The organism is Allorhodopirellula solitaria (assembly GCF_007859855.1).
GTDB lineage: Bacteria > Planctomycetota > Planctomycetia > Pirellulales > Pirellulaceae > Rhodopirellula > Rhodopirellula solitaria.
On sequence record NZ_SJPK01000003.1, the window covers coordinates 594,460 to 611,092 of the forward strand.

The window sequence follows — 16,633 nt, forward strand, 5'->3', positions numbered from 1 at the left end:
CACCGCCGATTTTGGCGGTCCCACTGGCGGTCCCATTCCTGCTGATATGGGCCACTACAGAGAAAACCCGAAAACGAAAAAAACCCGTAAAACACTTGGTTCTACGGGGTCTGTGTTAGTGCATAACGGTGGCTCAGCTACCCCGCTAGGACTCGAACCTAGAATGGCTGGACCAAAACCAGCTGTGTTGCCAATTACACCACGGGGTAGTGGTGGCGGGAGATTGCGGTGAATCCCTCGTTGTGTGCGGAGTTTAGCATTCCGAGCCAGGTTGCTAAAGAGGACTCTGGAAGATTCTCAGCCGTTGGCGGGAAAAAATTCCGTTGGTCGTCGATTGCGTGCGATCCTGGGGTGAATTAGCTCATCAAGGCCGTCACGGCTTGGCCTTTAACCAGCTCGCGGGGTTGGTTGAGGTGGTTGTAGACCATCGTTTCGGGGGAGATTCCGAAGCTGTGGTAGATCGTGGCGAGCAGATCGGCGGGGTGGACCGGGTTCTCGATCGGCGCTGACGAGGTCTCATCGCTCTTGCCGTAGACCAATCCACGTTGCATCCCCGCGCCGGCCATGATCGCGGTGTAGCAGTAGGGCCAGTGGTCGCGTCCGTCATCGGAATTGTTGTTGCCGCTCGTGCTGACCCCACGCTGGGGACTGCGGCCGAACTCGCCGACGGCCACGACGAGTGTCTCATCGAGGATCCCACGTTGGTCAAGATCCTCGATCAAGGTCGTCAATCCAGCGTCGAGCATGGGGGCAGACTGCGTTTTCATGCGTTTACTGAGGTCTTTGTGGTGGTCCCAGGAATGATTGTCGCTGTTGGCGACCTTGGGCCAGATGACTTCCACTACCCGCGTGCCGGCTTCGACCAGTCGCCGAGCCAACAGGCAGCTTTGACCGAAGGTATTGCGCCCATAGGCATCCCGCAGTACATCCTCTTCATCGCTGAGTTTGAAAGCGTCTCGGGCGCGACCGGAGATGATCAGCGAGAGGGCGCGATCGTAGTATTGGTCCAGTTGGAAGTTTTCGACAGCGTGATTGATCGCTGGCATCTGCTCGTTGAGCAACTGCCGCAGATTCGCACGCCGCTGCAAACGAATATCAAACACCTCGTCTCGCAGACTCAGATCGTCTGTGCGAATCCGCTCCATTTTATCCATCGACATGTCATCGCCGCTGGGGTAGAGCGTGTAGGGATCAAACGCTTTACCGAGGAATCCCGCTGTGCCTCCTTTTCCGATGACGTTGGATTCCTGCAACGGCCGGGGCAACATCACGAACGGCAGCATTGGTTCATCGATGGGCCGCATCTTGACGATATTGCTGCCGAAGTTGGGGAAGTCCTTGGGCGATGGTGGCTCGAGTTGCCCCGATGGACTGACCTTGTCGGTCGTGTACCCGGTCATCATTTGGTAGATCGCCGCGGTATGGTTGAATAAACCGTTGGGCGTGTAGGACATCGACCGAATGGTCGTGAAGCGATCATTGATCTGGCTGAGTCGGGGCAGATTCTCAGTGAACTTGACACCCGGGATCTTCGTGCTGATGGGCGCGAACTGACTGCGCACGTTATCGGGCACGTTCTCTTTCGGGTCCCAGAGATCGAGTTGGCTGGGACCGCCTTGCAGGTACACCATGATAATCGACTTGGCCTTGTTCCAGCCGGGGCCGCCCCCATGCTCGCCAGCCTTGGATTCGCCTTGAGCCGACTGCAACTGCAGCAACTGGGGCAGCGAAAGTCCGAGCATCCCGGCGCCACCGACGCGCAGAAAACTTCGTCGCGTGGATCCGAGTTGGGAATCACAAAGGTCTTTGGCGGCATGCCCTTTGAATGACAACATGGGAGTTCCTTTTGTTAGCTACTAGCTACTAGCTACTAGCTTTTTGGAAAGTGGGGAGGATACTCGGGAGGGACGTTGATCGAATTGTTGACGACTGTGCTGTCGCGAAAACCCAACGCGGATTCGCTGTCAGCTTGGAAAGCTGAGCGACGTTGGCAGGCGGCTGACGCCGCTCCGCTAAACTGCAAATGCGTCAGTCATAAAATCGATGTCCCAAGCGAGCAAATTTGATATTGCGAGAGCTAGTAGCTAGACGCCAATAGCTAGCAAGCTTCTTCAATGATTGAACAGGAATGCGGAGGAATTGATCAGCGCCCAAACGAGATCCTCGGCTGCAGTCAACCGCACGTGTTCTCGTTGTGTTTCACTCCGTTTGACGTTCGCGCGGAGGGCGACTAGGTCGGGATCATCGGCAGTCTTCGTGGCGAAGCGTTCTTGCCGTGCTTGCAGAGCGAGGAGTTCTTGATCCGGTGGAACCGGCTTGCGAGCGGTAGCGAGTTGAGCTTGGGCTCTCTGGACGGCTGCATCGCGAGCGGTCACGTAATCATGCAACAGCTTGGTTTGGGATTCGCTGCGCTGCTCGGCCGGAGCAGCCGACGCGACCGCCAGGGCTTCGGTCGTGCTCAGCGGAATGGCGCCTTGGTGGGTGGTCAGGCTGATGCGGAAACGGCCTAACAGGTGATTGGCTGCCGCGTGGTTCTGAGCGATGACGAAACGCAGCCGTGTTTTGCTGTCCGAGCTGACAGGTTTCTCGCTGGCAGGCACCTCGCTAGCAAACTGAAAGGTGGCCCAATGGTCTTTGCCCAATCGCGGTGAAACCGCCCACGCACTCTGGTTACCAGGTTTCCCATCGAAAGCCAGGTCGACGGAGAAACCACCCTGCAAGAAGTCCGCCTTGCCGCTGGCGATCTTTGCCACGGGGAGTTTTTGGAACGGCACGGTGGGCTCACTGCCGGCGCGAACGGTGATTTCGGTGACAACGAAGTTCCCGTTCTTGGGCAGTCCAGGGCCGCCACTGGGAAGCGACTCATCGGCGATCGCTTCGACACGGAAACCGGTGATCTGTCTCAGATCGGTTTCGAAGTCGAGTGTGTAGGTGGCTTTGGCAGCCTTGCCGCTCGCCAGAACACTGCGGTCGGGCAGGACGCTCAATTTGACATCGCCGCTGGCGGAGTAGGCTGCCGGAGCGAGCGGGAACCATTCGGGGCTACCCTCGGTCCCGTTCTTCGCGATCCAAGCCTCGATGGCGTCGGGGATCGCTGCGTGGGCGGCAGCGAGAGTTTCCTCGGCTCGCGAGATCGCTGCGTCGCGGTGCTCGTTCGATCGAGTGCGTTCGCCGGCGATCGCTTTTTCTCTCGATGCGATTTGCTGTTCGATTTTCTGCAGTGTTGCCAGCCGGGCGGCTTCTCGGCTCTCCAGTTCACCCTGCCAATCCGATTCAGCAGCCGCGAGCCGCTCGACGAGCCGCTCGTGGTCGGACTGAATCTGCTCCGTCATCGACGCAAACGCCTCGACTTCCGCAGGTTTAGGAAAGCGTCCAAGGGCACGCAAAAAGATTTCCTCGGCAAGAGCCTGGTCGTTGGCATGTTTGGTCACGATGCTCTGTAGGTCGTTCTCGGGGTCGCTGATTGCTGAACCGATCGTCGGACCGCTGATCAACGCCATGACTGGACCGAGTTGCAGATCGTCGCTGCGTTCGCATTCGCAGGCAGTCTCACGAACGGGACGCCCTAGATTAGCGAGGAATCCGTCTGGGAGGGCAACTTCAGCATCTGTGGCAGCGGCGGCACGCGAACCGGCTGGCATCCCGGGAAGCTTGCTCAGCGAGCCGGTGAGCGCATGCACGGCATCGTAGATCACCTCGGCTGGCAAGCGGCGTGGTGTCGCGTGGGAGTAGTTCTGTTGATCGTCAACGTTCCAGCGGTTGGTTTGGACCGATAACCCGTAGGTGCGTGAACGGCAGATCAGCCGGATGAGGGCACGTGAGTCGAATCCAGAACGTATGAACTCGTCGGTGAGATAGTCGAGAAGCTCGGGATTGGTTGCGGGATTGCCAGCGCGGATGTCATCGACCGGTTCGATCAAACCGACCCCGGTGAGGTCCGCCCAAATGCGATTGACGTAGCTACGAGCGAAATAGGGATTATCGGGGTGCGTGATCCAAGTCGCGAGTTGTTCGCGACGACTTGGGACGGCTTCCTCCTTCGCTTTATCAGTTGCCGGATCGATGCTCAGCGCCGTCAGTGTCTCACTGGCGCGAACGGACTGGCCCGATCGAGCCTGCTCCTGTTCAGACGGCCCGTGATCCGATGGACCATCATCAGACGGCCCGTGATCAGTCAGCTCGTACGGGAAGGCTGGCTGCACCGAGTCGCCCGTGCGGGCGTGGGGAACTTCGCTCTGCGCGGAATCGTCGATGATCTCATACAACGCTGTTGCTTTTTCCACTGCGGTACCGCCGACCTTGCGATCCCCCGACGCGGGATCGGGCTTGCGATTGACGTGAGCAAAAAACGCTGCCATCTCGTAGTACTGGTCCTGCGTCCAGCGTTCGAAGGGATGGTCGTGGCACTGGTTGCAATTGAACCGAATTCCCAAGAACAGTTGCGTCGTGTTCTCCATCGTTTCCTTCGGCGTGCGAAGGACTTTGAAGTATGATGCGGGCGGATTGGCCTGGTTGGATCCCGATGCGGTGAGGATTTGACGAGCGAATTGATCGTAGGGGCGATTCTGATCAACAGCTTCGCGGATCCATTGTCGGTATTCCCGGCTGCCGTCAACGCCCAAGAACTTTCGATTGACCTGCAGGAGATCTGCCCATTTGTTCGTCCAAAAAACGGCAAACTCTTCACCACCGATGAGCCCGTCGATCACGTTTTCTCGTTTCTCGCGCGACGATGTCGTGTCTGCCAGAAACTCACGCACGGCGTCACTTGTCGGCGGGAGTCCGGTGAGGTCCAGGTGCACACGTCTGAAAAAGGTAGCGTCGTCGGCTAGGTCACTGGGGACAATCTTCATCCGCTCCCATTTCTGGGCGACCAGTTCGTCGATCCGATTCCAAGCCGGTGCCTCCGTGTTCTGATAGCCGCTGCGATCTCCCATTACGGTCAGTGTGGTTGCCGCGTAAGCGCCTTCGTAACGCGCCAGCACCGGGGCTTCGCCACGGCGAATAGCCAGCAACACGCCGCCTGAGTCCGCTGTCGCCACTTCGGTATCGCCGCTTTCAATCACGGCTTCGCGAGTGACATCTCGAGAGGTACCGTCGCCGTAATGCGCAACCACGCGTACCTGTTGACGCGCCGAGGTCGACTGCACGACTGGATTGGCCGGCGAGAGTTCGAGTGACGTGACAGGTGGTGTGTCGCGGTTCCAGTGGGAACCAGTGGCGATCCATTGACGCAGCACGGCATGGTAGGGGGCCCCCTGTGAAACCAGGGTACCACCCTCATGCGGAGTCAGCCCCAATGGTTTACGGAGCATCAGGGAATGTTCTGGGGCGGCGGGATTGATGCGACGCGCGGCGAGGTCATCCGTCAGTGCTCGGATATCAAAGAGCGGGTCGTACCCCCGCAGTGATAGACGAAAACCGTTTTTTCCTTTCTGCGCGCCGTGGCAGGTCCCCTGGTTGCACCCGAGTCGGCTGAGGACCGGATTGACATCACGGATGAAGTCGACGTCGTCATTCTCGTTTCCGGTGTTGGTAAAGGGAATCGTCTGCTGATGTTGCCCGATGCTGACTACGAGATTTCCTGTCGCGTTGCGAACCGGCCGGACCAAACCATCGGTCTGAACCGCAAATGCCGTGTGTGGTTGAATCTTGATTCGGTCGGTGACGTCGACCCGTTGTCCGTCCTTCGTCGACGCGACCGCGACGAATTGTACGTATTCGTAGGGCGAGTTCAGCTGCACTTTCGCTGGCGAGACGTCCAATGAGGTGATGTTGAATTCGTCGAGCGAAGTGGAGTCGACATCCGCTGAGCTAGGGTTCTCTTCCTGACGTGAATTCACTTTCGCAATCCGCGCGTTCTCGGCCTGCGTCCACTGCTCGGCATCAAACCGCGTGCCTTGCGGCGCTTCATCCGAAATTTCGTGAGCAATCGAAACGGAGGTCAACAGTCTGCCGGCCGGACCGATATGTCGGACCAGCCCGTCGTTGGCGCCAACCCAGACGCTCCCATCGCTCGCGAGATCGAGGCTATATGCCGCTACATCGGGCAAGTCGAACTGCATCGTTCGGTGCACCGCTTGGTCCTTGACTGACTTTTCTGCGTCGACGTCGTATTGCCAGACGCAGATTTGGCTGGTGCCATCGATTGTTGCAACCGCTGCGACAAGGCTGCCATCGGTGCTGACGGCAACCTGATCAATGCGCCCGGTCATCGCGGGAAATCGTTTGAGCAGGTTGGCGTCGTCGCCAATTTTTCGCGCCGAGTTGCGGAACACGCGGTAGATCTTCACGATGCCATCAGCACCGCCGACGACAATCTGGTCATGCGCCGGATGGATCGCGATACTCGATAGTCCGCCCGACAAAGCACCTGGTGTGATCGACGTGACATTGTCAATGAATCGCTGGGTAGCAACCTCGGTGAGCTTGCAGGTCATATCTCTGGCCACCGAAACGAGGTGCTTTCCGTCGTTGGTAAACACCGTATCGCGAACCCAATCGTCGTGAGCGCCTTGATAGAGAACCTGCTCGCCGGTCGCGGATTCGAACGCGCGAACGGTATGATCGTTCGCTCCCAAGGCGATTTGGCTGTCGTCGGGTGACCAAGACAATCCCGTAAGCGTGTCGTAGGTGACACTCTTGGAAAGCTGCAACTCGCCTGTGCGGGCGTCCCAAACCTGCAGTTCACCCATCTCGCCCGGCGTACCGCCCGCTGCTGCAATCCGCGAGCTATCGTGCGAGAATGCCACGGAGTTGATCCGGGGGCTGATACCGATGAGCCGGTGGCAAACGTCCCTCGACTCGGGATCGAGCAGGAGGATTTCATGGTATCCCGCGACGGCGAGGGTCGACTGATCCGCCGATAGATCAATCGCGGGGACCGTGGGCGATCCACGATACTGCGGTGGATTCTCAGGCGTGTACCGCGGCCCGCTGGGAGATTCCGAGTCGTTGATAGCACCTTGATTGATCCAGCGGCCGATTAACTCCACCTCGCTAGGAACGAGCGGTGTCTGTGGTGATTTGGGCATCGCGGCCACGCCACCGTCCGAGATGATTTGTGCATACAGATAGCTGGCTTCCGCGTCACCGGGGACGATGGCCGGTTCGCCTGACTCGCCGCCACCCACCAACGCATCGAACTCTGTCATCCGGTACTCGCCAAGCTGTTTGGCGCCCTGGTGACATCCAAAGCACTTGGAACGAAGCAATGGCAAGATATCTTGCTGGTAACTCACCGCCCGTTCGTTGGTGGATGGCTTGGTCGAATCGGTTAATTCCGACGCGGTCGCGAACAGCCCTATTGAGAGGCTCAGCGCGAGTCCCAAGATGGGTGCCAGGGAGCGCAGGCTAAAGATCTGAATGATATTCATCACGACGATTGTCCTCATCATATTGGAACGATCATCGCCGGTCCTATTCAGGCAGTCCTAAACAGGTAGCCACTCAGGAGGAGGCAGGCGGGGCGAGCCCAGCAGGTTTGGGTGGTGCTGACGCTCGTACCCGCAGCTTAGTGGCGGATTCCTAGCCGGTCAAGGATGAAGTTGGGCGACCAGCCCGTCGCGACATCTCCGGCAGTACACTGCACCGATTTGGTGAGTTAGCTGGAACGTCGCTTTTTTCACTCGAAAATGACGGGGCTAATCGTGCTTGGGCCAACCGTTGAGCAAGATTTTCTTCATCGCTGCGAGCGTCTGTTTGCTGACGTGATGCTCGATCCCCTCACTGTCGATTGTGGCGATCTGCTCGCTCACGCCGAGCTTTTGTAGGAACGATTTGACGATCTCGTGGCGCTGCCGCGACTTCACAGCCAATCGCCGTCCGGCGGCTGTCAGTTCAATCGGCTGGTACGGCTCGGTTTGGACCAAGCCGTCACGCTGCAATCGTGAGATTGTATTGTTGACCGTCGCATGGGTAACCTCGAAATGACGCACCAGGTCCACCGCGCGGCAGACGCCGGCGTGGTCGATCGCATCCGCGATTGCTTCGACATAGTCTTCGGCCACCTCACTGGCGTGATCGAGCCGGGTTCGTTGATGGCGAGGACTGGACATGCGGGCACGCTGCTCTCTGCAAAGTAACGATCGAGTGGCGGAGCATCGTAAACGAAACCAGGCTGTCGCGGAATCTGTTGCACGGTCGACGTCGAGAAATTCCCCGCCTGCCCTTCCAAACAGGCGGGGAAATCGCTTGCCGTGAGGAAGCTCGCGCTGCATCGAACGCTGTGCCTGCCTGCGTGCGGGCTCGTCGTTAGCGTTGGATGCCGCGCAAGCGTTGATAACAAACCGCCATTCGGTCGTGATCATCGAAGCAATCGAAGATGCAGACCAGTCGCCACAAGCAGCACTCGCAGTCCAGCTCAATCGATTGGCCCGAGACTACTTGGCAGACGACCTCGTAGGCTTCGCTGGGCAAGTCCATCTGAATCAACAGCGTCGCGGCGGTCACCCGAAACTCCGCGACTTCGGGCGCCAGCAAGATCGCGTTCTCGACGGACTGCAGGCACACCGCCGGTGACTCTCCAAGCCGTGACTCAATGGCAGAAAGCTCGTGCCATAGCAACGGCTCGCGGCGATTTCGCTGCAGCGCGCTGCGGATCACACTAGCAGATAGCTCGGGATGCCCCAACGTCAGCAGGTCATGGGAGATCAATCGAGTCATCGCTGTTGCTAATGGGGCGGAGACCCCGAGCGTGTACAGCAATCCAACGGCCGTTTTCTCCCGTCCGATCGCCAAGTACTGCATTGCCATGATCCGCGAGGACCACACTTCGAGCGAAACCAGCTCTCGGGCCCGTTCGAAATAGCGAACGGCGAGATTGGGCCGGCCCGATTGGGCCTGCAGTAGTCCACGAAGCTCCCAGGCACCGCCATGATCAGAGTGCACGCGGCAGATCACATCGAGTTGCTCCAGAGCAGCGTCGGTGTCGCCGTCGGACAGTGCGACGGAAAGCTCATCGTATAACTGCTGTACCGTGCGTTGGTTCATTGAAGTTGCCATCGGCTCGATCTCCAGTAGCAGGTTGGTAAACGGGTTCGCCCCGGTAGGTCAGGGATGGAGGAAGTGGTTGCGGAGGTCGCGGAATGCCCTCGCTGAGCGGCCATCGTGAAAGGGGCATCCGAGCAAGTCTCTCTTGGAGACTCTGATCGAGGGTTTGCCATATCGCGGGCCGCCCGGTCGACTGCGCACACTCGCTCACCTCCATAGATGATGAGGGTTGCCACGATCGTGATCGCAACAAACCCCGCAACAAGGAGAGCAGCATGAAAGAGAAGTAACGGAGTCGGATTCATCGTCGGGCTCCCTCAGGATGCTTGGATCCAGATTCGATTTTGGCGGCGCGAAGCTGCGCCGCTTTTTCTTCGCAGTCATCGGCCAAGCCAAAGAACCCGCGGCGGCCGAGCAATTCACCGATGCGGGAGAGACAGCTCGCGCAGGTCACCCTCTCGATGTCGTCTTCGTTGAAGTTGCCGAGTGCGTAGATAGCTTCGTTCTCGCGGTCCAATTGGATGAGCAGCGAAACCAACCCGATTCGAAAGTGCAGGTTTCCCGGATCCAGTTGCAAGGCCCGCTGCGTCAACGCTTCGGTGAGGTATAGCGGCTGGCCCGACCGCGCCGAGTAAAACCCCATGTCGTAGTACGCCTGCGCCACCGTTTCGTCTTTCTCGGTGACCCATTCGCAGACCTGCATGGCGAGTTGAGGGGAGTCGATCGCTTCCAGTCCGGCTGCGACTTGCAGCATCAACTCGGGCGGTAATTGGCGGCGGATCGCCAGTTGCAGGTAGAGGTCGCGGGCCAGATCGATGCGCAGCAGCTCGGCGTAGCAGGATGCGAGAACGATCCGGGTTTCGTCAGCGATGGGCGAAACCAGGCTGGCCTTTTCGATCGCGTCGGCGGCCTGGTGGGGATGGCCGAGGTCATGCCAAGCCCGGCCGAGCAATTCCAGCCACGGGCCTTGGCCGTTCTCGGGCAATCCATCGTCGGCGGGATGTTCCACCGCTCGGGTCGCCATTGCCACGACTTCGTCCAGTCGCCCCGCTTGGTAGCGGGCTCGAGCCAGTTGAAGTTGCTCGAGTGGGGCTGGCTGCTCACCAGCGGCCAGTTGTTGTTGCTGAGATCCTGATTCAGCCATGCGAAAACACCTTTCCGAAAAGGCGGTCCGATCCATCGGAGGTCCAGACCGCGCGTCAAGAAGCCCGGCGCACCGTACGCGATGCGCGGGGGCAACCTGGGCGTGGCTGGCTGGCCGATCACCACGTGCATCGAGCACACACATCGCGATCAAGCTAGCTTGCTGCGTCGCCAGCAATTGCTAATGAGAATGAATTGCAATAGTATCGCCGCGCAGGAGTACTGTCAAGCGGTCTCGGGACACGCTTGCGAAGGAACAGGCGAGTGAACTTGCGGGCAATCAACAGGCGGCAACAAGTCCTTTCGCTTGGCGGGATCGATTGACTTGAGGGACTCGTCGCCTCTTCATGAATCCCCACCAGTCAGCTCCCCCGTGTGCTTGTCACACGGGAAGCCAAGTTTTGAAATTAGAAAACCGCGGCATCGACACGTGTTCCCTTGTCAGCTTGTCTGACAGGAAACTAAGCCGGCAGACTTTGCTGTCATGCGGGGCAAGCCCGCATGGGAGCGGGGTGAACGCTCTCTTGTTCTAATCACAAAACGGCGATTCCTGTCAGGCAAGCTGACAGGGGATCTGGTCTAGCCATGCCCCGAACGGGGCCAAGGTAAGTGCCGACGGCGCTGGCCGCGGGGGTACACGGAAATAGCGGTTTGTAGAGCCCGCGGCGAGCGCCGAATGCCACTTACTTTAGTTTTCGAAGCGGTCTTGGTAACCCGACGCGTGAGCGAGGATGATCTATTAACCACGCGAAACACTGCAGTTTCCTCGCTGACGCATCGGGTTACCAACTTAGCCATGCTCCAAACGGGGCCAAAATAGGTGCCATTCGGCTAGCGCCGTCGACTCACGTCATTGCACTGAGGGCTCGTTTCTCGACCCTCCCCGCTCCTGCTGTGCTTGGGAGGGGGAAGACCCTTCCGGCAGTGTTCACTCATGCACAAACCGCCGATTATTTTTTCTAGCTGGCGCTCGGCGTCGGGAATGGACCAAGAGTCTCAGGCAGTGGTTTTATGTTAAAAATTCCCCACCGCGCAGGTGCTGCCAATCAGGTTGGTCGGACCGTTGGTCGACATCAACCCACGCGGCGGGGAGGAACTCAAACGCTCACTCGCCGAAGGCGGCCATTCGCGCAGGTTGCCCTTCGACGGAGAACGTTTCCTGAACGGTCCAATCCGACAGTGAAATCAACGAGAGTGTGCCGTCGGCTGGATTGCTAACGAGCAGATGGCGTCTCGACGGCAGTTGCAGTGCTTGGTGGTGTCCTCCGTGGCCTTGGATCTGATTGCGCCCGATGTCGACGGTATGCGTGAGCGCCGCGTCTTCCCAGTTGCCGTCCCGGTTGGCATCGACATCGATAACGAGGAGTTCGTCCGTTTCGGGAGCATTTCGGTTTTCGCGGAACAGGAGGATCAAGGACTTGCCACCCCGCGACTTGATCGCGAGCGGTGTCGTCAGCGATTCGTCGCCGGATAATTCGATTGGGAGCGATTCGATCGAGGGCGAGTCGCTGCTGGCGTCGATCCAGCACAATTTGGCGTTTTCGCCCTTGCCGGCGGTGAACACGACACGCTGATCCAGATTTTCGAATGCACCGGTGCGAAGGGGGGCATCGTCGTCGTCTTTGCCGAGGGATAGGTAATGCACGTCTACAGTCTCCGGTGCGTCGTCGCACTCGAGGTCAGCGTCGACCCAGCAGACGCCATCCGACGGTGCCAAGAACACTTTGCCAGAGTTGGCGGTCGCACCGTGCAGACCACCGCTCGGGCATTGAATCGAATACTTTTTCCCCTCGTTGTCCCCGAGTCCAACAACATCAACGCGGCCGCTATCATCGCCATCGCGTGCGATCCAAGTCGAGTAGGCAACTTGATCCTCGATGACCGCGAGCGTGATGTGTCCATTGCCTCCGTCGTAGAACTTCGCTGCATCCGGTGCGGATTCGGACGATCGCAACGCCGAGGCGCTCGTGATCGTGAATCCGTTTTTGGCATCGTTTGCCAAGACAAAAGATTTGCCGTACTGGTACACGTGTGCTGGATTGCCTTGGTCGACACCGATGTTCACATGCAGGACACTCGGTGAGTTGTTCAGACGCCAGTGGGAGTGGTCGCCGTGAGGTTCTTCCTCGGCACCTGATTCGACCGCGACCCAGCCACTGCCGAGTTCACCATTGGCGTCATCTCGCACGCCAATGAGCAACAGGCCGTCGTCGGAGCGCATCTGGACTAGCGATTGCGCGTCGATGTCAAGTTTCGGGAAATCAGTGATCGGAGTCGGTTGGATCGACCAACCTTCCGCAGACCGTTTTAGGTCACCGTAGCGAACAGTGGCATCGGTGTCGTCTTGCCAGAACACGCGAGCGACCGTGCGGCCTTCGGCGAAACATAGCGACGTACTGGCTAGTACGAGACAACATGAGGTTAGGAATCGGAAAGAGGTTCTCATTGGGGATTCTTTTTTGATGGGAGGTGATCAATACGTGTGAGTTGCTACTGAGAGATCGCGAACAGACGTGTGCCTGTGCGAACGACAATGTGTCCGTCGGACGCCGCGACGCCGTAGACGATCGGATCGCGAGACGATGCGGCAGCGTCTTTTCGTCGCTCCGCAAAGCTGGCTGCCATCGCATCGATTTCGGGTGCGCTGAGTCGGCCGTCTCCGTCGGTGTCGATCCGGGCAATCATGCCGCGGAACATCTCGGGGATCTCGTCGCCTTCTAGCACATCGTCGCCATTGCGATCGCCGGCTTTGAGCCGCGCGGCCATACCGCCGCCCGGTCCCTGGGACGATGAGGAATCGGCATTACCGCCCGGATGGCCGCCGGCATCACCGCCGGGATGGCCGCCGCCGTGCTCGGAATGCGAATGTTGGCCGTGGGAGTGATTCGATGCGGCGCTGGACTCGACATAGGTTTCGGGGATGGGTGGGGCATCCCGATCCCAGAGCGAATTGCTGGCCAGTTCTTGGAACTCAGGTCCCACACCGACCACCTTGCACTCGCCGTTTTTACAGAAAAAGTACAAGCGGCCGTCACTCACGATGGGCGTTGCCCAGCAATCCCCGCCGAGGCGTTTGCGGTACAGGACATCGCCTGTTTCGAGATCGAGGCAGTGCAGGACGTTGGCCTTGTTCAGGAAATAAGCGCATCCTGCGGCAACCACTGGGCTGGCGTACTCGCAGATGGCTTTGTCGGCCCGCCAGACGACGCGTGGTTGGCCGTCGCTGACTTCCGATAGATCCAAGCAACAGTTTGCCTGGACGGAGCCCGCGCTGGCGAATTCCGGCAACCTCGCACCGACGACGAGGTATTGACCCGAAACGGTGGGAGAAGGCACAGAGTTACCTTCGATCCCATCAAGCTGCCACAGCTGTTCTCCAGCAGCAGCATCGTAGCTCGTCACGGTTCCGCCGCTGCTGATGATGACTTGCTGTTGACCGTTGACGTCGGCAACAATGGGCGACGACCAGGACTTGGACGAAGGCCGGTCGGCTGTCCAAGTTGATTGACCGGTCGTCTTGTCGATCGCCGTCAGGAAGGAGGGGCCACCGTGTTCCAGGTTGACAAAAACATGTGTCGCATTTTGGGCCAAAGACGATCCGATCCCGTGCGAGTTATCGAGCTCGCCCGTCGCTTTCGTTTCATCCCGGACCCATTTCTGTTGGCCCTGGTGATCCAACGCCAACAGGTCGCCTGTTTCGAAGAACGCATAGACACCGTTTCGGTCGACAACAGGCGTTGGCGCCGCTCGCGCGTTCATGTAGTTCGAAGGATGCTCGTGCGTTGAGTCGTGGCGGTAAGACCAAACGAGTGCGCCCGTTTGCAGGTCACGACACTCGACGGCACATGCCTGACACATCGGGCCGACCACACTGGTTGTGTAGATCTTGCCCTCGTAGATGATCGGTGCGGACTGACCATAACCTTGCAGTTCAGTCTGCCACGCGATGCCTCTCTCGGCAGACCACTGCGTTGACAGGGAATCCTCCACATGGGATGAGCCGCCGTTGCGAAACGCGGTCCAATCTCCTTGGGACGGTGTCGCCACGACAGTTGTCGCGATGGAGCAGGCGACGCCAGCAATCCAATCGCGGGTTCGGTTTCGATTGATTTTCATCGTCATCTTGTTCGTGTGAGTGGACGGACGGCGCCGCGAGGAAGTTCGATGGTTTGTGGGTCGCCGTCACCAAGTGGTGCGAGACGAACCAGACTCTTGGCGGGGTTCGTGTACTTGGGATCAAGGATCCAGCCGCCGTCGCTGAGCGATTGCAGTGAGACGCTGTACTCGCTCGGCTCGGGAGCAGGTATTTCGCGAAACGTTGCCTGCCCATCTGCTGCCGAGACGGCCTGGGCGAGCACGGGACCAGATGCTGATTCGTGCAAGCACACCTGCACGTCCGCTAGCGGTTGGGACTGATAGGTCACCAATACGCTCGGGCCATTCGGATCCGATACGGGCAGGTCGCCCTCGCAGCCAGCGGCCACGAAAACCAGCAGAGCCGGGAGTGAAAGTGATAGGACCCTCATTAGGGCACCTCCACGACTTCGCCGCCGTCGCGGGAGAAGAGTGCGTGATAGACGTTGCCATCGACAGAGTCCGTCAAGAAATGCACGCTGCCATCGAGCATCGCGTGCATGCTGCCGCCGGTATGATAGGATCGCGAAGAATAGAAACCCCGGCCGTGAATACCGATGTCAGGGATGCGATCATTCGGCGTCATGTATCCATTGATGACCGTTGCGTAAGGAACGCCTCGAATCCAAGAACTGCCACGATTGCCACTATAAGACGAGATTTCCGCTGGGAAGACGGTCGTCAGATCGGGGTTTTCAATGAGCGATCCGCCGACAGCAAAACCTGGCTCCGTTGCGCTGACTGAACTAGTGCCACTCCAGTTAGCGATGCGGCGATGCGGCCCACTGGGCGTCGGCTCGGTCAGCCCACTGGTATGGTCGCCGAGCACGGTTTCGGCGAGCAACACGGTCGAGGAGGTGCCATCGAGACAATCCCGGAAACCCGCCCAGGAGTCCGTCCACACCATGCCGTCGGTACGAAAGCGGTCGTCGTAATTTGTTCCCGTGCCGCTGCCGTAGCTAAACATGTAGCTCAAACCGGCGGTGACGCCCGCGGTGCCGTCAGCGAAGTCGGTGGCAAATCGGGGGTCTCCGACGTCACTGGGGCAAAGATAGGTCGGCACAACGGTCTCAATGGATTGGCGGAGTACAGGATTGAAACTCGCCATCCAGGCCGGGCCAGTCAGCAGTGGCTGCTCGAAATCGATCAAGTCGCTCAAGGCAGCTTGTTCGATATAGGGAAGCACCCGGGCTTGCACCGAGTAGCTACTCGAGCCGGTCATCGCGGGAATGACTTTGAATGTGCTCTCATAGTTATGCACGGCCAGTGCGATCTGTTTCATGTTGTTGCTGCACGACATGCGACGAGCAGCTTCCCGGGCTGCTTGAACCGCAGGCAGGAGCAGGCCCACGAGGATGCCGATGATGGCGATCACGACGAGGAGCTCGACGAGAGTGAAGCCGCGAGAGGGCCCGCGGGAGCGTTTGAGTTGAAGATTCATTGGTTGATTGTTGGAAAGGTTGGGTGCGAAAGTCGTTCGTGGTTTGCCGAGGCGCGCAGTTACCGCCTCGAGCCTGTGTTGGTTGTCAACACACTCATTTTCAATGGTTGGATAGTCACGCTGCCGCCGGTCGCGTTTTCGTCACGCCGGTATGCATGGATGCGTCACACCAGTTCGCGTGAACAGCCAAGCCCTGCGGCCCAAGCAGCGCGAAATATCACAAGGTCACGATCACCGACGCCAAATCAGTGGCGAGGTATCAGACGTTTGGCGCAGCAAGCGGGCGCGATGGTGATTCGCGAGCAGCAGGCTCAAGCGAGGATGGGCGGACCGCGCGGTGCAGCGACGAGGTCAAACGCGGAGAGAGATAGCGAGCAGGGCTCTGCGTCGACGTGATCTGGACACGTGCCGCTCGCGCCGATTGCGGGCTGCTGCCAAGTGGCTGCGCAAGGAGCGTCTAGTGAAAGACAGATCGAGCACGAGTCGTGGTCATGGCCAGGATGGGAGTGCTCGTGATCCTCGCCAGCCGCTGCAACCGTATCCGCAGCGGGAGCGTGATGATGATGACAGCCGTGCGAGCAAACTGACGCGGTCGGTGCCGCATTCGATGTCGCGGACGAGACGCTCTCGGATCCATGCTCGCCATCGCATGTTGCCACGTGCAGCCACGCAGGGGCGTGCCCCACAGCGATCAAACTGCAGATCAGCGCAACGGAGAGGGGTCGGATCAGCGAGCGCACGACGCCATTCTTAAGGAGGGTTCCGAAGTGAAAAATAGTGGTCCGACCAAGGACTTCTGATGCCCGGTACGCTAGCTCCTCTCGGTCGGTTCGTCAAGTTAGCGATACTGGTACTTCGCAGCGGGGCGGGCAGAATTACCGCCTTACGGTCGCTTCGAAGGTTAGGCTACCAGTACGGCAATCT

Annotated in this window: 9 protein-coding genes and 1 tRNA gene; all 10 read right to left on the reverse strand. The window is 59.0% G+C overall.

The window, feature by feature from the left end; translation table 11 throughout:
• Positions 1 to 137: 137 nt before the first annotated feature.
• A tRNA-Gln gene (locus CA85_RS08385) sits at positions 138 to 209 on the reverse strand.
• Positions 210 to 356: 147 nt separating this feature from the next.
• A complete protein-coding gene (locus CA85_RS08390; protein ID WP_146390840.1) occupies positions 357 to 1,835 on the reverse strand; it encodes a DUF1501 domain-containing protein in 1,479 nt (492 codons plus the stop codon).
• A gap of 276 nt (positions 1,836 to 2,111) precedes the next feature.
• On the reverse strand, positions 2,112 to 7,397 hold the full coding sequence (locus CA85_RS08395) for a DUF1549 domain-containing protein (RefSeq protein WP_146390841.1): 5,286 nt from the start codon (positions 7,395 to 7,397) through the stop codon (positions 2,112 to 2,114).
• 246 nt (positions 7,398 to 7,643) lie between these two features.
• Positions 7,644 to 8,057, reverse strand: coding sequence for a manganese-binding transcriptional regulator MntR (mntR, locus tag CA85_RS08400; protein WP_146390842.1), 414 nt, complete (start codon positions 8,055 to 8,057; stop codon positions 7,644 to 7,646).
• A 196-nt stretch (positions 8,058 to 8,253) separates the two neighbouring features.
• Positions 8,254 to 9,003, reverse strand: a complete 750-nt coding sequence (locus CA85_RS08405) for a tetratricopeptide repeat protein (protein ID WP_146390843.1) — start codon at positions 9,001 to 9,003, stop codon at positions 8,254 to 8,256.
• 289 nt (positions 9,004 to 9,292) lie between these two features.
• Positions 9,293 to 10,135 carry a tetratricopeptide repeat protein gene (locus tag CA85_RS08410; RefSeq protein WP_146390844.1) on the reverse strand — a complete coding sequence of 281 codons (843 nt, stop codon included), beginning with the start codon at positions 10,133 to 10,135 and terminating at the stop codon, positions 9,293 to 9,295.
• Positions 10,136 to 11,239: 1,104 nt separating this feature from the next.
• Positions 11,240 to 12,580 carry a hypothetical protein gene (locus CA85_RS08415; RefSeq protein WP_146390845.1) on the reverse strand — a complete coding sequence of 447 codons (1,341 nt, stop codon included), beginning with the start codon at positions 12,578 to 12,580 and terminating at the stop codon, positions 11,240 to 11,242.
• Between the two features lie 44 nt (positions 12,581 to 12,624).
• The gene (locus CA85_RS08420) at positions 12,625 to 14,250 is read right to left on the reverse strand and encodes an outer membrane protein assembly factor BamB family protein (RefSeq protein ID WP_246112603.1); all 1,626 of its coding nucleotides are present in this window, start codon (positions 14,248 to 14,250) and stop codon (positions 12,625 to 12,627) included.
• A 2-nt stretch (positions 14,251 to 14,252) separates the two neighbouring features.
• On the reverse strand, positions 14,253 to 14,660 hold the full coding sequence (locus tag CA85_RS08425) for a hypothetical protein (protein ID WP_146390847.1): 408 nt from the start codon (positions 14,658 to 14,660) through the stop codon (positions 14,253 to 14,255).
• Positions 14,660 to 15,709, reverse strand: a complete 1,050-nt coding sequence (locus CA85_RS08430) for a DUF1559 family PulG-like putative transporter (protein ID WP_146390848.1) — start codon at positions 15,707 to 15,709, stop codon at positions 14,660 to 14,662. Before CA85_RS08430 ends, CA85_RS08425 begins: the two co-directional genes overlap by 1 nt.
• Positions 15,710 to 16,633 lie beyond the last annotated feature (924 nt).

Coding starts and splice junctions, on each gene's coding strand:
- CA85_RS08390 (WP_146390840.1), bottom strand. CDS start 1,835: ATGTTGTCATTCAAAGGGCATGCCGCCAAAGACCTTTGTGATTCCCAA.
- CA85_RS08395 (WP_146390841.1), bottom strand. CDS start 7,397: ATGATGAGGACAATCGTCGTGATGAATATCATTCAGATCTTTAGCCTG.
- mntR (WP_146390842.1), bottom strand. CDS start 8,057: ATGTCCAGTCCTCGCCATCAACGAACCCGGCTCGATCACGCCAGTGAG.
- CA85_RS08405 (WP_146390843.1), bottom strand. CDS start 9,003: ATGGCAACTTCAATGAACCAACGCACGGTACAGCAGTTATACGATGAG.
- CA85_RS08410 (WP_146390844.1), bottom strand. CDS start 10,135: ATGGCTGAATCAGGATCTCAGCAACAACAACTGGCCGCTGGTGAGCAG.
- CA85_RS08415 (WP_146390845.1), bottom strand. CDS start 12,580: ATGAGAACCTCTTTCCGATTCCTAACCTCATGTTGTCTCGTACTAGCC.
- CA85_RS08420 (WP_246112603.1), bottom strand. CDS start 14,250: ATGAAAATCAATCGAAACCGAACCCGCGATTGGATTGCTGGCGTCGCC.
- CA85_RS08425 (WP_146390847.1), bottom strand. CDS start 14,660: ATGAGGGTCCTATCACTTTCACTCCCGGCTCTGCTGGTTTTCGTGGCC.
- CA85_RS08430 (WP_146390848.1), bottom strand. CDS start 15,709: ATGAATCTTCAACTCAAACGCTCCCGCGGGCCCTCTCGCGGCTTCACT.